The sequence below is a fragment of the Pseudomonas sp. KT_2_4 genome (assembly GCF_041410225.1).
Taxonomy (GTDB): Bacteria; Pseudomonadota; Gammaproteobacteria; order Pseudomonadales; family Pseudomonadaceae; genus Aquipseudomonas; species Aquipseudomonas paracarnis.
Window position 1 is genome coordinate 456,987 of record NZ_CP166962.1, and the last position, 19,268, is coordinate 476,254.

Annotated in this window: 15 protein-coding genes; 11 read left to right on the forward strand and 4 right to left on the reverse strand. The window is 63.3% G+C overall.

The annotated features are described in order from the left end of the window. The first annotated feature begins 18 nt into the window (after window positions 1-18). The 4 genes from cobW (at window position 19) to AB9N64_RS02080 (ending at window position 6,618) form a co-directional block, all read left to right on the forward strand. The gene (gene cobW, locus AB9N64_RS02065) at window positions 19-1,080 is read left to right on the forward strand and encodes a cobalamin biosynthesis protein CobW (RefSeq protein ID WP_371359927.1); all 1,062 of its coding nucleotides are present in this window, start codon (window positions 19-21) and stop codon (window positions 1,078-1,080) included. Between the two features lie 2 nt (window positions 1,081-1,082). Next, window positions 1,083-4,832 carry a cobaltochelatase subunit CobN gene (gene cobN, locus AB9N64_RS02070; protein WP_371359928.1) on the forward strand — a complete coding sequence of 1,250 codons (3,750 nt, stop codon included), beginning with the start codon at window positions 1,083-1,085 and terminating at the stop codon, window positions 4,830-4,832. A gap of 125 nt (window positions 4,833-4,957) precedes the next feature. Continuing rightward, window positions 4,958-5,962 (forward strand): ATP-binding protein, encoded by a 1,005-nt coding sequence (locus tag AB9N64_RS02075; RefSeq protein ID WP_019820244.1) that lies wholly within the window; start codon window positions 4,958-4,960, stop codon window positions 5,960-5,962. A 53-nt stretch (window positions 5,963-6,015) separates the two neighbouring features. Next, complete coding sequence (locus tag AB9N64_RS02080; RefSeq protein ID WP_019820242.1) at window positions 6,016-6,618, forward strand: VWA domain-containing protein; 603 nt, start codon at window positions 6,016-6,018, stop codon at window positions 6,616-6,618. A 322-nt stretch (window positions 6,619-6,940) separates the two neighbouring features. Here the strand turns inward: AB9N64_RS02080 and AB9N64_RS02085 are convergent, their stop codons facing one another. Further along, window positions 6,941-7,888: a DUF1853 family protein gene (locus AB9N64_RS02085; protein WP_201500733.1), complete on the reverse strand. Its 948-nt coding sequence runs from the start codon at window positions 7,886-7,888 to the stop codon at window positions 6,941-6,943. 144 nt (window positions 7,889-8,032) lie between these two features. On the opposite strand from AB9N64_RS02085, the gene AB9N64_RS02090 reads away from it, so the two are divergent. Genes AB9N64_RS02090 through pepN form a run of 6 tightly spaced genes read left to right on the forward strand, consistent with a single transcriptional unit; the run spans window position 8,033 to window position 14,533 of the window. Beyond that, window positions 8,033-8,923, forward strand: a complete 891-nt coding sequence (locus AB9N64_RS02090) for an NAD(+) kinase (RefSeq protein ID WP_003217892.1) — start codon at window positions 8,033-8,035, stop codon at window positions 8,921-8,923. Further along, on the forward strand, window positions 8,920-9,894 hold the full coding sequence (locus AB9N64_RS02095) for a metallophosphoesterase (protein WP_371360381.1): 975 nt from the start codon (window positions 8,920-8,922) through the stop codon (window positions 9,892-9,894). The genes AB9N64_RS02090 and AB9N64_RS02095 overlap by 4 nt, the downstream gene beginning before the upstream one ends. Further along, a complete protein-coding gene (locus AB9N64_RS02100; RefSeq protein ID WP_019820232.1) occupies window positions 9,891-10,760 on the forward strand; it encodes a rhomboid family intramembrane serine protease in 870 nt (289 codons plus the stop codon). Before AB9N64_RS02095 ends, AB9N64_RS02100 begins: the two co-directional genes overlap by 4 nt. Before the next feature lie 14 nt (window positions 10,761-10,774). After that, window positions 10,775-11,035 (forward strand): YeaC family protein, encoded by a 261-nt coding sequence (locus AB9N64_RS02105; RefSeq protein WP_003190750.1) that lies wholly within the window; start codon window positions 10,775-10,777, stop codon window positions 11,033-11,035. Then, the gene (locus AB9N64_RS02110) at window positions 11,032-11,862 is read left to right on the forward strand and encodes a DUF2797 domain-containing protein (protein ID WP_173877532.1); all 831 of its coding nucleotides are present in this window, start codon (window positions 11,032-11,034) and stop codon (window positions 11,860-11,862) included. The genes AB9N64_RS02105 and AB9N64_RS02110 overlap by 4 nt, the downstream gene beginning before the upstream one ends. Before the next feature lie 13 nt (window positions 11,863-11,875). Beyond that, complete coding sequence (gene pepN / locus AB9N64_RS02115; RefSeq protein ID WP_019820227.1) at window positions 11,876-14,533, forward strand: aminopeptidase N; 2,658 nt, start codon at window positions 11,876-11,878, stop codon at window positions 14,531-14,533. A 121-nt stretch (window positions 14,534-14,654) separates the two neighbouring features. Here pepN and AB9N64_RS02120 read toward each other — a convergent pair whose 3' ends face one another. From AB9N64_RS02120 to AB9N64_RS02130, 3 genes are read right to left on the reverse strand one after another with little or no spacing between them, the layout of a single operon-like run. Continuing rightward, window positions 14,655-15,512 carry a metal-dependent hydrolase gene (locus AB9N64_RS02120; RefSeq protein ID WP_014718287.1) on the reverse strand — a complete coding sequence of 286 codons (858 nt, stop codon included), beginning with the start codon at window positions 15,510-15,512 and terminating at the stop codon, window positions 14,655-14,657. 15 nt (window positions 15,513-15,527) lie between these two features. Then, window positions 15,528-16,418 carry an SDR family oxidoreductase gene (locus tag AB9N64_RS02125; protein WP_020301543.1) on the reverse strand — a complete coding sequence of 297 codons (891 nt, stop codon included), beginning with the start codon at window positions 16,416-16,418 and terminating at the stop codon, window positions 15,528-15,530. Continuing rightward, window positions 16,415-17,953 (reverse strand): NAD(P)/FAD-dependent oxidoreductase, encoded by a 1,539-nt coding sequence (locus AB9N64_RS02130; RefSeq protein WP_014718289.1) that lies wholly within the window; start codon window positions 17,951-17,953, stop codon window positions 16,415-16,417. The genes AB9N64_RS02125 and AB9N64_RS02130 overlap by 4 nt, the downstream gene beginning before the upstream one ends. A 287-nt stretch (window positions 17,954-18,240) precedes the next feature. On the opposite strand from AB9N64_RS02130, the gene AB9N64_RS02135 reads away from it, so the two are divergent. After that, window positions 18,241-19,239, forward strand: coding sequence for an alpha/beta fold hydrolase (locus AB9N64_RS02135; RefSeq protein WP_014718290.1), 999 nt, complete (start codon window positions 18,241-18,243; stop codon window positions 19,237-19,239). Window positions 19,240-19,268: the final 29 nt, after the last annotated feature.

A 19,268-nucleotide genomic window follows, 5' to 3' on the forward strand; every position in this document is an offset into this window, starting at 1 on the left:
CGCCCCAAAGGGCATCCGATGAAAACACTGGCCAAACTTCCCGTCACCATCGTTACCGGCTTCCTTGGCTCGGGCAAAACCACGCTGTTGCGCCATATGCTCGACAACGCCCAGGGCCGTCGCATTGCGGTGATCGTCAACGAGTTCGGCGAGCTGGGCATCGACGGTGAAATCCTCAAGCAGTGTTCTATCGGTTGCACCGAAGAAGAAGCCAATGGCCGCGTCTACGAGCTGGCCAACGGTTGCCTGTGCTGCACGGTGCAGGAAGAGTTCTTTCCGGTGATGCGCGAATTGGTCGCCCGTCGCGGTGACCTGGACCATATCCTCATCGAAACCTCGGGCCTGGCCCTGCCCAAGCCGTTGGTGCAAGCCTTCCAGTGGCCGGAAATCCGCAGCGCCTGCACCGTTGACGCGGTGATCACCGTGGTCGACAGCCCGGCCGTGGCCGCCGGTACCTTTGCCGCCTTCCCGGACCAGGTCGACGCCCAGCGCAAACTTGACCCGAACCTGGACCACGAGTCGCCGTTGCATGAGTTGTTCGCCGACCAACTGGCCAGCGCCGACCTGGTGATCCTCAACAAAAGCGACCTGATCAGCGCCGAAGACCTGGCCCGCGTGCGCCTGGAGGTCGCCGAAGAACTGCCGGCCGCGGTGAAGATCATCGAAGCCAGCAGCGGTCGCCTGCCCCTGGACGTGCTGATCGGCCTGGGCGCCGGTTCCGAGGAACATATCGACGGGCGTCACAGCCATCACGACCATCACCACGAAGGTGAAGACGACCACGATCACGATGCCTTTGACTCCATCTCCATCGACTTGCCCCAAGCCGATGAGGCGCTGCTGCTCGACGCCCTGACCCAATTGGTGGTGCAGCACGGCATCCTGCGGGTGAAAGGGTTTGCCGCGATCCCCAACAAACCGATGCGCCTGCTGGTCCAGGGCGTGGGCACGCGCTTTGACAAGCACTTCGACCGTGCCTGGGGCGCTGACGAAGCACGCACCACGCGCCTGGTGCTGATCGGCCAGGAACTGGACGCCGCCGGCCTCGAAGCGCAATTGCGCGCTGCCCTCAGCGTTTAACCATGCACCTGCTCAGGACCCAACCCGGTGGTTTCGTCGCGGACGACAATATAGCCGACCTTGGCCAGACCCCCGCTGAACTGGTGATCCTGTGCAGCGGCGATTCCAGCCTGGCGCTGCTCGCCGAAGCCGCCCAGCAATTGCCCGAGGATTACCCCAGCCTGCGCCTGGCCAACCCGATGCAGGTGCAGAACCATGCCTCGGTCGACCTGTACGTCGACGAGGTATTGCGCCACGCCAAGGTCATCCTGCTGTCATTGCACGGCGGCATCGGGTACTGGCGCTACGGCATCGAGCGCCTGGTGGAGTTGGCCGAACGCGGCGTCACCCTGATCCTGGTGCCGGGTGACGACCGTCCAGACCCGGAACTCAGCGGCCTGAGCACCGTTGCGGCCGAACACCGCGAGCGCCTGTGGCACTTCCTGCGCCAAGGTGGCCTGGGCAATGCCCTGGATTTTTACCACTGCCTGGCCAGTGCCCACCTGGGACGCGACTATGCCTGGGCCGAGCCGCAAGCGCTGCCGCGCACGGCGATCTATCACCCGCACAACGCCAATGCCCGCCTCAATGATTGGCACGCTGATTGGCCGGTGGCTGCGGTGCTGTTCTACCGCTCCCATTTACAGGCGGCCAATACCGGTTTTATTGATGTGTTCTGCCAGCGCTTACAGGCGGCGGGCCTCAACCCCTTGCCTGTCGCGGTGGCCAGTTTGAAAGAACCCGGCTGCCTCACGGTGGTCGAGGACCTGTTGGATGACGTGCAAGCCGCGGTAATTCTGAACACCACCGGCTTTGCCCAATCGAGCCCGGAAGCGCCGCATTTGCGCCCGTTTCGCCGTAATATCCCGGTGATCCAGGCGATCTGCGCCCAGGACAACCAGCCCGGCTGGCAGGCCAGCGAACAAGGCCTCGGGCCCCGTGACCTGGCGATGCACATTGCCTTGCCGGAGTTGGACGGGCGCATCATCAGCCGGCCGATCAGTTTCAAGGACCTGGCCTGGCGCAGCGAGCGCAGCCAGTCGGACGTGGTGTGCTACCGCGCAGCGCCCGAACGCATGGATTTTGTCGCTGAGCTGGCACGCCGCTGGGTCGAGTTGGCGCGGGTGCCCAATGCCGAGAAACGGATTGCGTTGATCCTCGCCAACTACCCGACCCGCGACGGTCGCATCGGCAACGGCGTAGGCTTGGACACCCCGGCGGCAGCGCTGAATATCCTGCGCGCCTTGCAAGCCGAGGGCTACCCGGTGGCGGAGCGGCTGCCCGACAGCGGCACCGCGCTGATCCATGAACTGCTCGGCGGCGTCACCAACGATCTCGACAGCCTCGACCTGCGCCCCTGCCATCAAAGCCTGAGCGTTGTGGAATACCAGGCGATGTTTGATCGTTTGCCGGCCTCCAATCGCCAGGCCGTGCTGGAGCGTTGGGGCGCGCCGCAAAACGATCCGATGTGCCGCGATGGCCGCTTGATGGTCGCCGGCCTGCGCCTGGGCCTGACCTTTGTCGGCATCCAGCCGGCCCGGGGTTACCAGGTAGATGCCAGCGCGGTGTACCACGACCCGGACCTGGTGCCGCCCCATGGCTACCTGGCGTTCTATTTCTGGCTACGCCATACCTACGGCGCCCACGGCGTGATCCATGTGGGCAAGCACGGCAACCTGGAGTGGCTGCCCGGCAAAGGCGTGGGCCTGTCGGAGCACTGCTGGCCGGATGCATTGCTGGGGCCGCTGCCGAATATCTACCCGTTTATCGTCAACGACCCGGGTGAGGGCGCCCAGGCCAAGCGGCGCACCCAGGCGGTGATCATCGACCACCTGATGCCACCGCTGACCCGCGCCGAAACCTACGGCCCGCTGCGTGACCTTGAGTTATTGGCCGACGAATATTACGAGGCGCAATTGCTTGACCCGCGCCGTGCGCTGGAGCTGCAAAAAGACATCCTCAAACTGGTGCGCGAAACCCGTATCGACCAGGAGCTTGAACTGGGCAGTGAGGCGGACGCGGCGGTGTGGCTGCCGCGCCTGGATACCTACCTGTGCGACTTGAAGGAATCGCAGATCCGCGATGGCCTGCATATCTTTGGCGAGTCGCCCGAGGGCCGCTTGCGTATCGACACCTTGCTGGCGCTGTTGCGCATTCCCCGTGGCGATGGCCGGGGCCCGCAGTCGAGCCTGCTGCGAGTGTTGGCCAAGGCATTCGACCTGGGGTTTGATCCGCTCGATTGCGCACTGGCCGAGCCCTGGACGGGGCGGCGCCCGTTGGTGTTGCAGAAGATTGACGATCAGCTGTGGCGTACGGCCGGGGATACCCGTGAACGTCTGGAGTTGTACGCGGCGCGCTTGATCGAGCAGGCACTGGAAGGCCCCATCGAACAGTTGGAAGAGCCCGGCTGGCAGGAGGTGAAGGCGGTGATCGAAGGCCTGCGCATCGTCGTCGCGCCACGCCTGGATGCCTGCGGCCCCGCAGAGATGCGTGGCTTGCTCGATGCCTTGAGTGGGCGTTTTGTCCCGGCGGGGCCCAGCGGTGCGCCGAGTCGCGGTCGGCTGGATGTGCTGCCTACGGGGCGTAACTTCTTTACCGTGGACGTACGCAACCTGCCAACCACCACGGCCTGGCGTCTCGGATTCCAGTCGGCCAACCTGATTCTTGAGCGGCACCTGCAAGACCACGGTGACCACCTGCGTCAGCTCGGCCTGTCGGTATGGGGCACTGCCACCATGCGCACTGGCGGGGACGATATCGCCCAAGCCATGGCGCTGATGGGCGTGCGCCCGGTATGGGCCACCGGCAGCCAGCGGGTGGACGATTTCGAGATCCTGCCGATCAGCTTATTGGACCGTCCGCGCGTGGACGTGACCCTGCGCGTGTCCGGGTTCTTCCGCGATGCGTTTGCCAACCTAATCCGCCTGTTCGATGCGGCGGTGCAGGCGGTGGCGGCCCTGGATGAACCCGACGACATGAACCCGCTGGCCGCCAAAGTGCGCAGTGAACGCCAAGCATTGCTTGAGGCGGGCCTGGATGAAGGTGCCGCGGCCAAGCAAGCCGGCTGGCGCATTTTCGGCGCCAAACCGGGTGCCTATGGCGCGGGCGTGCAGGGCGCGATTGACGGGCGCTTGTGGCAGAGCCGCGAGGACTTGGCCGAGGTCTACCTGAACTGGGGTGGCTACGCTTACGGGGGGGCTGACGAAGGCACTGCGGCCCGCGAGCAATTTGCCCAGCGGTTGAGCCAGGTGCAGGCGGTGTTGCAGAACCAGGACAATCGCGAGCACGACTTGCTCGACTCCAACGACTACTACCAATTCCAGGGCGGCATGCTGGCCGCCGTGGAAACCCTGAGCGGCGAAAAGGCCGCCAGCTACCATGGCGACCACAGCCAGCCGGACGTGCCGAAAATCCGCACCTTGAAAGAAGAGCTCAACCGGGTGATCCGTTCCCGTGCGGCCAACCCCAAGTGGATCGAAGGCGTGAAGCGCCATGGCTATAAAGGCGCGTTTGAAATGGCCGCGACCGTGGACAACCTGTTCGCCTTCGACGCTACCACCGCGCTGATTGACGATCACCAATACGCCTTGCTCGCCGATGCCTACCTGCTGGACCCTGATACCCGTGCCTTTGTGCAACAGCACAACCCAGATGCCCTGCGCGACATGACCGAGCGCATGCTCGAAGCCCAGCAACGTGGCTTGTGGCAGGCACCGGGGGCGTACCGCGAAGCCTTGGAAAACCTGTTGCTGGACATAGAAGAAGACAGCTGAGTGATCGTTCCCACGCTCCGCGTGGGAATGCAGCCCGTGACGCTCTGCGTCACAAGAACGGACGCCGAGCGTCCAGCGAAGCGTTCCCACGCGGGAGCGTTGGAACGAGCTATTAAGAGTTGACTATGACTGATACTCCCCATTTTCCGCTGTCCGCCGTGGTCGGCGCCGATGACTTGAAGCTCGCGCTGTGCCTGGCGGCCATCGACCCGAAGATCGGCGGCGTGCTGATCGAAGGGCCACGGGGCATGGCCAAGTCGACTCTGGCCCGCGGGCTGGCAGACCTGCTGGCCAGCGGGCAGTTTGTCACTTTGCCCCTGGGCGCAACCGAAGAGCGCCTGGTCGGCACCCTGGACCTGGATGCCGCGCTGGGCGAAGGCCGCGCGCAATTCTCCCCCGGCGTGTTGGCCAAGGCCGACGGCGGGGTGTTGTACGTGGATGAAGTCAACCTGCTGGCCGACCACTTGGTGGACCTGCTGCTGGACGTAGCCGCCAGCGGCACCAACCTGATCGAACGCGACGGGATTTCCCATCGCCATGCGGCGCGCTTTGTGTTGATCGGCACCATGAACCCGGAGGAGGGCGAGCTGCGCCCGCAGTTGCTCGACCGCTTCGGTTTCAACGTGGCCTTGAGCGGACAAACCTTGCCCGCCGAGCGCGGGCAGATCATTCGGCGTCGCCTGGATTTCGACACTGACCCGGCGGCGTTCTGCGCGCAGTGGGCGCCAGCGCAAGCTGCCTTGCGCGAACGCTGCACCCTGGCGCGGGCACGGCTAGACAGTATCGCCCTGGATGACCAGGCGTTGGCCCACATCACCGAGCGCTGCTTTGCCGCTGGGGTCGACGGCCTGCGTGCCGACCTGGTCTGGTTGCGTGGCGCCCGTGCCCATGCGGCGTGGCGTGGCGCCGTCGCTATCGAGCAGGACGATATCGACGCGGTGGCGGAGTTCGCCTTGCGCCATCGACGTCAGCAGCAAGCGCCTGCAGGCGCGCCGCCCCCGCCGAATGACGGGCCGTCATCGTCACCCTCTGACCCCTCGCCCGGCCAAGGCCAGTGGGGCGATATGCCCGCACCCGCCTTGCCCACGGGCACCCGCCGCGATGTACCCACCTGGCCAAAAAAGCCCTAGGCATCCGCCCCCGAGCTGACACGGGGGCGGATGCCCGGCCCCAGGCGGGGCGATTGAACACTGGCCGGCAGGGCAAGGCCCGCAGCGCACAGCGCGGGGCGATCAATTGGCCGGGCACGTTGCTGGGTGGGCGGCCGCAATGCCGTGAGGACCTGCTGTTCCACCTGCGTAGCCGGTCGGCTCCTGAACTGTGGTTGGTGATTGTCGATGCCTCGGCGTCCACGCGGCGCCATCGGGCGTTGACCGATGCCAAGGGGTTGTTGGCTCAGCTGTTTGACGATGCTTATCGGCAACGGGCGCGCATGGCGTTATTGACGGCCAGCGGGCAATCGCCGAAGTGGCAGGTGCAAGGCTTGAAGGCGGCGAAAGGCTTGGCCGATTGGTTGGGGCAGTTGGGAGCAGGCGGCGGGACGCCGTTGCTGGCTGCGCTGACGGAGGCGGGGCATTGGTTGGCGGCACGGCGCAAGCGCTATCGGGCCGAGCAACAGAAGCTGCTGGTGGTGACCGATGGGCGGCTCAAGGCGACGGGCGCGCTGCCGCGGTTGGAGTGTCCAGGCATGCTGATTGACATCGAACGTGGGCCTATCAGGTTGGGGCGTGCTGAGGAATTGGCGGTCGGATTGCAGTTGGAGTATCAGCACATCGATAAGTTGTAGCGCCTGGGCTATCGCCATCGCAGGCAAGCCAGCTCCCACAGGGATAGGCGGCGCGTCAAACAGTGTGGCTTCAGTTGGATTATCAGCACATCGATAAGCTGTAGCGCCTGGGCTATCGCCATCGCAGGCAAGCCAGCTCCCACAGGGATAGGCGGCGCGTCAAACGGTGTGGCTTCAGTTGGAGTATCAGCACATCGATAAGCTGTAGCGCCTGGGCTATCGCCATCGCAGGCAAGCCAGCTCCCACATTCTGGCGGCGCCGCCGGTTCCATGTGGGAGCTGGCTTGCCTGCGATGAGGCCCTCAATTACACCGCACACCTATCAGCCTGTCCCCGGTACATTCGGCCAAAGATCGGCCACCAGAAACAACCGCTCTGCTTCTTCCCACTCCTCACCGTTCGGCACCATGCGCACCAGCAACTGCGCCGGGGCCATCGGGTCCAGGTCTGCCAGCCAGCCTTTCATCTGCACTTCACTCCACACTTCATCGGCCGGGTAATGCGCGGGCGCCAGCCAGGCATGGCGGGGCAGGGGTTGCCAACGGCCCTCTGGGCGGGTGCTGACAAAGTCTGTCCAGTCGCGCTGATGCAACCAGCGTCCACGCAGGTGCTGCGGGTGAGCGCCGAGGGGGGAGAGCGCCGCGCCGGGCCAGGGGTAGAGCAGATAGCCGCCGAGCCACAAGTGCGCATCGAACGCTTGGATATCCAGCGCCGCCAAGGCCCCGCGGCTTTCTGCCCGCGCAGAGATTGGCAATTGATGCTCGGCCAGGTGTGCCAGCTTGCGGTCCAGCCGATCATGGCAGCCAGGCCCCAGCCATTGCGTAGCGTCCTGGCCGTTGCCGTCCTGCGGGCCCAGGTAGAGTTTGATCGCCAGTTCCAGGTGGTGCACCCCCTCGCGGTCGCGCAGCAGCATGTCCAACTCGCCCAGCGTGTGCCCGGCACGGCGGATCGGCAGATTGGCGGCCAGCAACTCCACGCCCGGCGCCTGCTGCACCGCAAATTGCCACAAGCGCTCGTAGTACAGGCCCAGGCGCCGGGTACGTGCCAGGCTCAACCACTGCTGCAACGCGCTGCTGTCCTGGTCCAGCTGGCGCAGCCAGGCTTCGAGTTGGTGAGGGGCTTGCACCCAGTCACTGCCCGCCAGCGGATGGCGCTGCGGCCAAGGCGTCTGCGCCAGCATCGGTGGTGCGAGCATCACCCACGCCAGGTCGCGCACCTCGGGGTGGCGCAGTTGGCGGGGCAGGGTGTGCAAGTCGGGGAATGGCGTCATGGTCCGAGCATAGCCTTTTCAGCGCGCAGAAGGTGCCTGAGAACCATTGTCATCAAGGCGTGGCGGCGACAAAGGATTTTGCCTGAGACGGCCTTTCGCCCATAATCGCTCTTTTTGCCTCACCCCAGATCCCGCAGGAGCCCCATGGAGCAATTTCGCAATATCGGCATTATCGGTCGCCTGGGCAGTACCCAGGTGTTGGACACCGTCCGCCGGCTGAAGAAGTTTCTGCTCGAGCGCCACCTGCATGTGATCCTCGAAGACACCATCGCTGAAATCCTCCCTGGCCACGGACTGCAAACCTCGTCGCGCAAGATGCTCGGCGAGGTGTGCGACATGGTCATCGTGGTCGGTGGCGATGGCAGCCTGCTCGGCGCTGCCCGGGCGCTGGCGCGGCATAACGTGCCGGTGCTGGGGATCAACCGCGGCAGCCTGGGGTTCCTCACCGACATCCGCCCCGATGAGCTGGAAGTCGAAGTGGCCAAGGTGCTCGACGGCCATTACCTGGTGGAGAACCGCTTCCTGCTGCAGGCCGAAGTGCGCCGCCATGGCGAGGCGATCGGCCAGGGCGATGCCCTTAACGACGTGGTGCTGCACCCCGGCAAATCCACGCGCATGATCGAGTTCGAGCTGTATATCGACGGCCAGTTCGTCTGCAGCCAGAAGGCCGACGGCCTGATCGTCGCCACGCCCACAGGTTCCACCGCCTACGCGCTGTCGGCCGGCGGCCCGATCATGCACCCCAAGCTCGATGCCATTGTGATCGTGCCGATGTACCCCCATATGTTGTCCAGTCGGCCAATTGTGGTCGATGGCAACAGTGAGCTGAAAATCGTGGTGTCCAAAGACATGCAAATCTACCCGCAAGTCTCCTGCGACGGGCAGAACCATTTCACCTGCGCCCCCGGTGACACCATCACCGTGAGCAAGAAGGCACAGAAGTTGCGCTTGATCCACCCGCTGGATCACAACTACTACGAAGTGTGCCGCACCAAGTTGGGCTGGGGCAGCCGCTTGGGAGGTGGAGGCGACTGATGCTCGATCCCGCGCGTAGCTACGACCTGATTGGTGACGTGCACGGTTGCGCTCATACCCTTGAGCACTTGCTCGACCAATTGGGTTACCACAAGCAGGGCGGCACTTGGCGCCATCCGTCACGCATGGCGGTGTTCCTGGGCGATATCATCGACCGTGGCCCGCGCATCCGTGAGGCGCTGCATATCGTCCACGATATGACCGAGGCCGGCCAGGCGCTGTGCATCATGGGCAACCACGAGTTCAATGCGCTGGGCTGGACCACGCCGGCCCCGCCGGGCAGCGGCAAGCAGTTTGTGCGTGAGCACAACCCGCGCCACGCCCGCTTGATCCACGAGACCCTGACCCAGTTCGAACACCACCCGGCCGACTGGCACGACTTCCTCGGCTGGTTCTACGACATGCCGCTGTTTGTCGATGCCGGGCGTTTCCGCGTGGTGCACGCGTGCTGGGATGACAGTTTTATCCAGCCGCTGCGCGCCACCTTCCCGGACGGCTGCATCGACCAACACTTCCTGCAAGCCGCCGCCGTACCGGGCAGTTTCGCCTGCAATGCATTCGATCGCCTGTTGCGCGGCACCGATATGCGCCTGCCCGATGGGCTCACCCTGACCGGTGGCGATGGCCTGACGCGTTCGTTCTTTCGCACCAAGTTCTGGGAAGACGACCCCAAGACCTACGGCGACATCGTGTTCCAGCCCGACGCCTTGCCGGAGCCGGTGGCACGCACGCCGTTGTCGTCCACACAAAAGAATTCTTTGCTGCGCTATGGCGTCGATGAACCGCTGTTGTTCGTCGGCCACTACTGGCGCAGCGGCAAACCCGTGCCGATCCGCCCGAACCTGGCCTGCCTGGACTACAGCGCGGTGCTGTACGGCAAGCTGGTGGCGTATCGACTGGACCAGGAAACCCAGCTGGATCCGCGTAAATTCGTATGGGTCGACGTTGAGCGACCAGAGGCCATTCCATGAGTACCGTAGCTGTATTGCGCTTGCCCCTGAGCGTCGACCTGGGTGGTTTCGTCAAGTTGCTGCACCGCATGCAGGTGCCGCACCGCGTCAGCGAGGAGGCCGGTGAACAGGTGCTGTGGGTGCCCGAGGCCATCAGCGACGACGTGCGCGTGCTGTATCAACGTTTCCCCGCTGGCGACCCCGACCAGCAACTGGACATTCCCGAGCAGGCGCCGGTTGCGCGGCCAGGTTTTGTCCAGCAGGTGCGCCACAGCCCAGTCACCGCGCTGGTGCTGTTGGCCAGCCTGATTGTGGGTGCGGTGACCCTGCTGGGTGAAAACCTGCAAACCATGGCCTGGCTGACCTTCCTGCCGTTCCGGGTGCTGGGCGAGTACATCCAGTTCACGCCGTTGGCTGACACCCTGGCCTCGGGGCAGTGGTGGCGCCTGGTCACGCCGATGCTGATCCACTTCGGCATCCTGCATCTGGCGATGAACGGCATGTGGTACTGGGAGCTGGGTCGGCGCATTGAAGCGCGCCAGGGCAGCATCAACCTGCTGGGCCTGACCCTGTTGTTCAGCCTGGTCTCCAACTACGTGCAATACGCCTACGGTGGCCCCGGCTTGTTTGGCGGCTTGTCTGGCGTGTTGTACGGCCTGCTCGGGCACTGCTGGATCTTTCAATTATTGTCGCCCAACCCGGCCTATCGCCTGCCCCGTGGGGTGCTGGTGATGATGCTGGTGTGGTTGTTGCTCTGCCTGTCGGGGCTGGTCTCGATGATCGGTTTCGGCGAAATCGCCAACGCGGCCCATGTGGGCGGGTTGGTCATCGGTTGCTTGACGGGTTTGCTCGGTGGTTTGTACAACCGTCGCAAAGCGTCTCTTTGATAAGGAAGAGCCTTATGTCCTCTTTTGCTGAAATGATCGAAAACATCACCCCGGACATCTACGAGAGCCTCAAGCTCGCGGTAGAGATCGGCAAATGGTCCGATGGCCGCAAGCTCACCGCCGAGCAGCGCGAATTGTCGTTGCAAGCGATGATCGCCTGGGAGATCCAGAACCTGCCCGAAGAGCAGCGCACCGGCTATATGGGCCCGCAGGAGTGCGCGTCCAAATCCGCGCCAGTACCGAATATCCTGTTCAAGTCGGACGCGATCCATTGATTGAAATTGGTCGCGGTGCAGTCAGCAAAATGTCGGCGCAGCTCGGTGAGCCGACCGTTCAATACGCCTTTCGCTTAGGAAGCACCGAGGTGCCGGTCAATCCGCTGATCGGTACCCATATCCGCCTGGAATACCTGGGCGCGATTCATTGCAGCCATTGCGGGCGCAAGACCAAGACCAGCTTCAGCCAGGGCTACTGCTACCCCTGCATGACCAAGCTGGCCCAGTGTGACCTGTGCATCATGAGCCCCGAGCGTTGCCATTACGACGCCGGTACCTGCCGCGATCCGGGCTGGGGCGAGACATTCTGCATGACCGACCACGTGGTGTACCTGGCCAACTCGTCGGGCATCAAGGTCGGCATTACGCGTGCTACGCAGTTGCCCACCCGTTGGCTGGACCAGGGCGCCAGCCAGGCGCTGCCGATCATGCGCGTGGCGACACGTCAGCAATCGGGCTTCGTCGAAGACCTGTTCCGCAGCCAGGTGGCCGACAAGACCAACTGGCGCGCCTTGCTCAAGGGCGACGCGCAAGCGGTGGACCTCAAGCCGGTGCGTGATGAGCTGTTCGCCTCTTGCGCCGAGGGCTTGCTGGGTTTGCAGGAACGCTTTGGCCTGCAAGCCATCCAAACCATTGCCGACATCGAGCCGATTGAAATCCGCTACCCGGTCGAGCAGTATCCGACCAAGATCGTCAGCTTCAACCTGGACAAGAACCCGATTGCCGAAGGCACGCTGCTGGGGATCAAGGGCCAATACCTGATCTTCGACACCGGCGTCATCAACATTCGTAAATACACGGCCTATCAGCTCGCCGTGCATCAGTAGAAGGATCCCCAGCATGCGCACCGAACAACCGAAGATGATTTACCTTAAGGACTATCAGGCGCCGGACTACCTGATCGACGAGACGCACCTGACCTTCGAGTTGTTCGAGGACCACAGCCTGGTCCACGCGCAGCTGGTGATGCGCCGCAACCCCGAGCGCGGCGCCGGTTTGCCGCCATTGGTGCTCGATGGCCAGCAACTTGAGCTGTTGAGTGTCAACCTGGCCGACCAGCCGTTGACGGACGCTGACTACCAGCTGACCGACAGCCACCTGACCGTGCAGCCCAAGAGTGAGACCTTCACCCTCGACACCACCGTCAAGATCCACCCAGAAACCAACACCGCCCTGGAAGGCTTGTACAAATCCAGCGGTATGTTCTGCACCCAGTGCGAGGCCGAAGGTTTCCGCAAGATCACCTATTACCTCGACCGCCCGGACGTGATGAGCGTGTTCACCACCACGGTGATCGCCGAGCAGCACAGCTACCCGGTGCTGTTGTCCAACGGCAACCCGATCGCCAGCGGCCCCGGTGAAGACGGCCGGCACTGGGCGACCTGGGAAGACCCGTTCAAGAAACCGGCCTACCTGTTTGCCTTGGTGGCCGGTGACCTGTGGTGCGTTGAAGACAGCTTCACTACCATGACCAACCGCGAAGTCGCGCTACGCATCTACGTCGAGCCGGAAAATATCGACAAGTGCCAGCACGCCATGACCAGCCTGAAAAAATCCATGCGCTGGGACGAAGAGACCTACGGCCGCGAGTACGACCTCGACATCTTCATGATCGTCGCGGTCAACGACTTCAACATGGGCGCCATGGAGAACAAGGGCCTTAACATCTTCAACTCCAGCGCCGTGCTGGCCCGCGCCGAAACCGCTACAGACGCCGCTCACCAGCGCGTCGAAGCCATCGTCGCCCACGAATACTTCCATAACTGGTCGGGCAACCGCGTGACCTGCCGCGACTGGTTCCAACTGTCGCTCAAGGAAGGCTTCACCGTGTTCCGTGACTCGGGCTTCTCTGCCGACATGAACTCGGCCACGGTCAAACGCATCCAGGACGTGGCGTACCTGCGTACCCACCAGTTCGCTGAAGATGCCGGCCCCATGGCCCACGCCGTGCGCCCGGACAGCTTTATCGAGATCTCCAACTTCTACACCCTGACCGTGTATGAAAAGGGCTCGGAAGTGGTCGGCATGATCCACACCTTGCTCGGTGCCGAGGGCTTTCGCAAAGGCAGCGACCTGTATTTCGACCGCCATGACGGCCAGGCCGTGACCTGCGACGACTTCATCAAGGCCATGGAAGACGCCAACGGCGCCGACCTCAGCCAGTTCAAGCGCTGGTACAGCCAGGCCGGTACCCCGCGCCTGGCGGTGAGCGAAGCCTACGATGCGGCGGCCAAGACCTACAGCCTGACCTTCCGCCAGAGCTGCCCACCCACTCCGGATAAGGTCGAGAAGTTGCCCTTCGTGATCCCGGTGGCGCTGGGCTTGCTGGACGGGCAGGGCGCCGGCATTGCCTTGCGCCTGGCCGGTGAAGCGACGGCGGGCGACACTTCGCGGGTAATCTCGGTAACCGAAGCGGAACAGACCTTTACCTTCGTCGACATCGCTGAAAAACCCTTGCCTTCGTTGCTGCGTGGTTTCTCGGCGCCGGTGAAGCTCAGCTTCCCCTACAGCCGCGATCAACTGATGTTCCTGATGCAGCACGACAGCGACGGTTTCAACCGCTGGGATGCCGGCCAGCAGTTGGCCGTGCAGGTGTTGCAGGAGCTGATCGGCCAGCATCAGGCGGGCCAGCCGCTGAAGCTTGATCAACGCTTGATCGACGCGCTGCGCACGGTGTTGAGTGATGAAAGCCTGGACCAGGCCATGGTCGCCGAAATGCTCTCGTTGCCGAGCGAAGCCTACCTCACGGAAATCAGCGAGGTGGCGGATGTGGACGCTATCCACGCTGCCCGCGAGTTTGCCCGCAAGCAACTGGCCGACAACCTGTTCGAAGGCTTGTGGCTGCGCTACCAGGCCAACCGCGAGCTGTCCAAGCAAACGCCTTACGTGGCAGAAGCCGAGCACTTCGCCCGGCGTGCGCTGCAGAACATCGCGCTGTCGTACCTGATGCTCAGCGGCAAGCCAGAAGTGTTGGCGGCCACCCTGGATCAGTTCGACACCAGCGATAACATGACCGAACGCCTGACGGCGTTGGCGGTGTTGGTGAACTCGCCGTTCGAAGCAGAGAAAGCCCAGGCCTTGGCGGTGTTTGCCGAAAATTTCAAGGACAACCCGCTGGTCATGGACCAATGGTTCAGCGTACAGGCCGGCAGCACCTTGCCGGGCGGGCTGGCGCGGGTCAAGGCGTTGATGGAGCACCCGGCGTTCACCATCAAGAACCCCAACAAGGTGCGCGCACTGGTGGGCGCATTTGCCGGGCAGAACCTGATCAACTTCCATGCGGCGGATGGCTCGGGCTATCGCTTCCTGGCCGACCTGGTAATCCAGCTCAATACCTTGAACCCGCAGATCGCCTCGCGCCAACTGGCGCCGCTGACACGCTGGCGTAAATACGACAGCGCCCGGCAGGCGCTGATGAAGGCGGAGCTGGAGCGCATCCTGGGTGCGGGTGAACTGTCCAGCGATGTGTTTGAGGTGGTCAGCAAGAGCCTGGCGTAACCCTCACTGCCTTAACGCGATCCCCCTGTGGGAGCGGGCTTGCTCGCGAAGGCGGCGTGTCAGTCGACATCAATATGACTGACCCACCGCTTTCGCGAGCAAGCCCGCTCCCGCATTTAGGTCAGGAGGCGTCAGTTTGATAAGCGTCGTAGCTGCGGCGCGTGCGCTCTATCTCTTCGACCAACCGGTCAATGCCCGCCAATCGTGCCCGGTTGTCATGATCCCAGGGATGAAAGCCCGGCTTGAAGTAATGCAGCCACGGCCGGAACATCCGTGGAAACACACCCTTGGGCCCATACAAGAACTTCACCATGCGCCACAAGCCCTTCAGCGTGCCGCCCGAAGTGCGGTCGGCGATCAACAGGCGCACGTGAAAATCCAGCACCACCACCCAGAACAGCACGCTGGTGGTCAGCATGGTGCCGGTGCGCAGCAGGTAACGTGCAGGCCCTGGCTTGATCACCCTGTTCCACACATCGAACGCCACGGCTTTGTGTTCGGTTTCTTCCAGGGCGTGCCAGTACCACATCTGCTGGTAACCCTTGAGTGAGTCGCCAAAGCGCGAAGGGTCGCTCAGCAGGATTTCCGCGAGCATGGCGGTGTAGTGTTCCAGGGCGATGGTCACCGCCAGGTTGAACGACGCCGGCAGGTGTTTTTTCTGCAGGTCGAGGAAGAACTTCAAGCGTCGGTCAAGGGTGTGCGCCGGCAGGCCGGCCGCTTGCAGCAAGTCGTTATACGCCACGTGTTCACGGCTGTGCATGGCCTCCTGGCCGATAAACCCCTGGATCTCTTTTTTCAGTTCGGCATCGTCGATCTGCCCACGGTAGTGGCGCACGCTGTCCATGAAGAACAGCTCGCCCTGGGGAAACAGCAGCGACAGGGCATTGAAGAAATGGCTGACCACGGGCCCTTGTTCGTGCCAGTTCTTGATGCGCTCGGCAGGCAAGGCAAAACGGATATCGCGACGGATCGGCAACATGGTGCGTGCTCCTGTTCAGAGTCGAGGCTCGTCGTTGGTTTCAAACACCGGCGTGCGCGGTTTGGGCGCCATGCGCTTGCTGGCAAACACCACCAGCGCCTGATAGGCCGCCGGCAGGCAACGGGCGAGCAGGTCGAGGAAATAGGCATCGCGGCCAATCAGCACGCGACGCTTGTTTTTGCGTACGCCTTGCAGGATCACTTTGGCGGCCTGGTCGGCGTCGGTGATGAAGAGTTTTTCGAAATCGGCGCGGGCTTGTTGCTCGCTGTGGATGAGAAAGCCGGTCATGTTCGCGTCGATGCGGCTGCTGCGGCAGATGTCTGTACGAATGCCACCGGGGTGCACACAGGTGGCCGACACGCCGCAGCGTTGCAGGTCGAGTTCCTGGCGCAAGGCTTCGGTGAAGCCGCGTACCGCGAACTTTGTAGCGTTGTAGCCGCTCATGCCGGGCTGGGCGAACAGGCCGAACACGCTGGACGTATTGATGATATGCCCGTCGCCGCTGGCCTTGAGGTACGGCAGGAATGCCTTGGTGCCATGCACCACTCCCCAGAAGTTGATGCCGACGATCCATTCCAGGTCGGCGTAATCCACGCCTTCGACGGTGCTCGACAGCGCCACCCCGGCATTATTGAAGACCAGGTTGACCTTGCCGTGCTCGGCCACGCAGCGTGCTGCCCAATCGTGCATGGCCTGGCGGTCGGACACGTCCAGCACTTGGGTGGTGACAGTGACGGGCGACAAGGTCGAGGTGCGGATCAGCGCCAGGGTCTGTTCCAGGCCCTGGCTGTTTTTGTCTGCCAGCGCCAAGTGACACCCTTCCCGCGCCAGGGCCAGGGCCAATGAGCGGCCCATGCCGGAAGCCGCGCCGGTGATCGCCGCAACGCGGCCGTTGAATGACTTCATGACAGGCTGCCTTCTGTGGTGGAGTGGGGCGTTGCAACCGCTCGCGGCAGGGCGGGCGCCGGCGCCTGGCTGACGCTGTAGTCTTTGAGGGCAAAATGCCGGGTGACCTGCTTGAAGCGCCAGGTCGAGCCGGGCCACAGCGTGGTGTTCTTGCCGGTGCGCGGGTCGAGGTACCAGCTCTGGCAGCCGCCGGTGTTCCAGATGGTGCGCTTGAGCTTGTCCTGCAACTGCTGGTTGTAGGCGTGCTCCACGGCGGGCTTGACCTCTACCGTGGTAAGGCGCTGGCGCTGCATGTGTTTCAGGGCGTCGAGGATGTACGCGACCTGGGCCTCGATCATCAGGATCATCGAGTTATGCCCCAGGCCAGTATTGGGGCCCACGATCAGAAACAGGTTCGGGTAGCCCGGCACGGTGGTGCCTTTGTAGGCATGGGCGCCATCGCGCCAGGCATCCATCAGGTCGATGCCGTCACGGCCGATGATGCAGCCACGGGGCAACGGGTCGCTGGCCTGGAAACCCGTGCCGAAGATCAGGCAATCGGCGGGGTGCTTGATACCGTCGGCGGTGATCACGCCGTCGGCTTCGATGCGCAGCACGTTGTCGGTGATCACCTCAACATTGCTGCGCGAGAGTGCCGGGTAGTAATCGTTGGAAATCAGCACGCGCTTGCAGCCGATGGTGTAGTCCGGCGTCAGGGTTTTGCGCAGGGAAGGGCGGGCCACCTGTTTGCGCAGATGACGCAGGGCGATTTTCTGCACCATTTTCATCAGGCGTGGATGCAGGGCAAAGCCCACCACGCGGCCCTCCAGTGCCCAGTAAAGCGCAGCACGCACCAGCTTCTGGGTGAGCGGTACATGCTTGAACAACCAGCGCTCGGCAGCGGAAATCGGCCGATCAGGCTTGGGCATGATCCACGGCGGTGTGCGCTGGAACAGGTCCAGGTGCGCCACCTGCGGGGCGATCTGCGGCACGAATTGGATGGCGCTGGCACCGGTGCCGATCACCGCCACGCGCTTGCCCTTCAAGGAGTACTCGTGATCCCACTGCTGGGAGTGGAAGCGCTTGCCCTTGAAACTGTCCAGCCCTGGGATATCTGGCATTGCCGGGCGCGACAAGCCCCCCATTCCCGACACCAGCACCCGTGCGCTGACGTGGCGGCCGTTAGTGAAGGTCAGTTGCCAGCGCTGCTGTTGTTCATCAAACAGCGCCCGTTGCAGGCCCATGCCAAAGCGCAGGTAGGGCGCCAGCTTGAAGCGCCTGGCGCAGTCTTCCAGATAGGCGCGTATCTCGGGTTGCGCCGCGAACTGTCGCGTCCAGTTCGGGTTGGGCGCAAAGGAAAACGAATACACATGGGACTGCACGTCGCAGGCGCAACCTGGGTAGTGGTTGTCGCGCCATGTACCGCCGAGGGTCTGGGCCTGTTCGGCGATAAAGAAGTCGGTGAGCCCGGCTTCCTTGAGTTTGATCGCCATGCACAGGCCCGCGAACCCGGAGCCAATGATGGCGATGTCGATTGAGTCACTGGGGGCATTCATAGGGCTGCCTCGTCAATAAAGCGCTTGGGCATCGGATGTGCTCCTGTTTTTGTTTTGTCTTTTAGATAGAACACCATTGCAAAGGAAAATTGAATTAATTATTTTAAAAAAGATTTTAAATAATCTACCTGAAAAATTCGCCTACGCTAGGGCCTTGTTGCGCATGAGCGATTTGTCCGACGGACGAACGTGGTATGCATGAAGTCTAGGTCCAGGGTGTGGACGATGGCTGGGGCCAGATCAATTCCGGTCGGGTCGCCAGCAGCAGGGAAGCAGAGGACCGAGCTATGGCTGTCGAATGGGTTGTCGCTGCGGGTGTGCTGGCGGGCGCCAGTGCGGCGTTATGGGGCTTGAGTGCCTGGATGACGCGGCGCATTGAAGCGACCGTGCCGATCAACGGGCGTTTCGTCGAGGTGGATGGCGAGCGCTTTCATTATGTCGAAGAGGGCAAGGGCCCGCCGCTGGTGATGATTCACGGGCTGATGGGCAGCAGTCGCAACCTGACCTATGCCTTGTCCGGCCAGTTGCGTGAGCATTTTCGGGTCATCAGCCTCGACCGGCCGGGCTCAGGCTATTCCACCCGGCACAGCGGCACGCCGGCAGACTTGCCGGCCCAGGCGCGACAAATCGCGGCCTTCATCAAGGCGCTGGATCTGGGCAAACCGCTGATACTGGGGCACTCCCTGGGCGGAGCGATTGCCCTGGCGCTGGCCCTCGACCATCCTCATGCGGTGTCCGGGTTGGTGCTGGTTGCGCCCTTGACTCACCCCCAACGCATGCTGCCGCTGGTGTTTCTGTCTCTGGCCGTGCGCCCGGCCTGGCTGCGGCGCTGGGTGGCGCACACCTTGACCCTGCCCATCGGCCTGCTGACCAAAGACTCGGTGGTGAAGGGCGTATTTGCCCCCGATCCTGCGCCGCCGGACTTTGCCACCCGTGGCGGCGGTTTGCTGGGCATGCGCCCCGACAATTTCTACGCCGCGTCCACCGAGATCAACCGGGTCAACGACCACCTGCCGGAGATGGTCAAGCGCTACTCCCGATTGACCCTGCCCATCGGCCTGATCTACGGCGCGCAGGACAAGGTGCTCGACTTCCAGAAACACGGCCAGGCCCTGGCCAGCAAGGTGCCAGGGCTGAAAATGCAAGTGATCGAAGGCCGTGGGCATATGTTGCCGATCACCGCCACCGAGCGCGTGGCGGCGCTGGTGGAGCAGGTGGCCAAGCGGGCTCGACCCGGCGAGAGCGTCCGGCCGTTAAACCCACCTGTCGCCCTGGCGAGCCAGTAACAGTGCCACCTGACTGCGGCGCCTGGCGT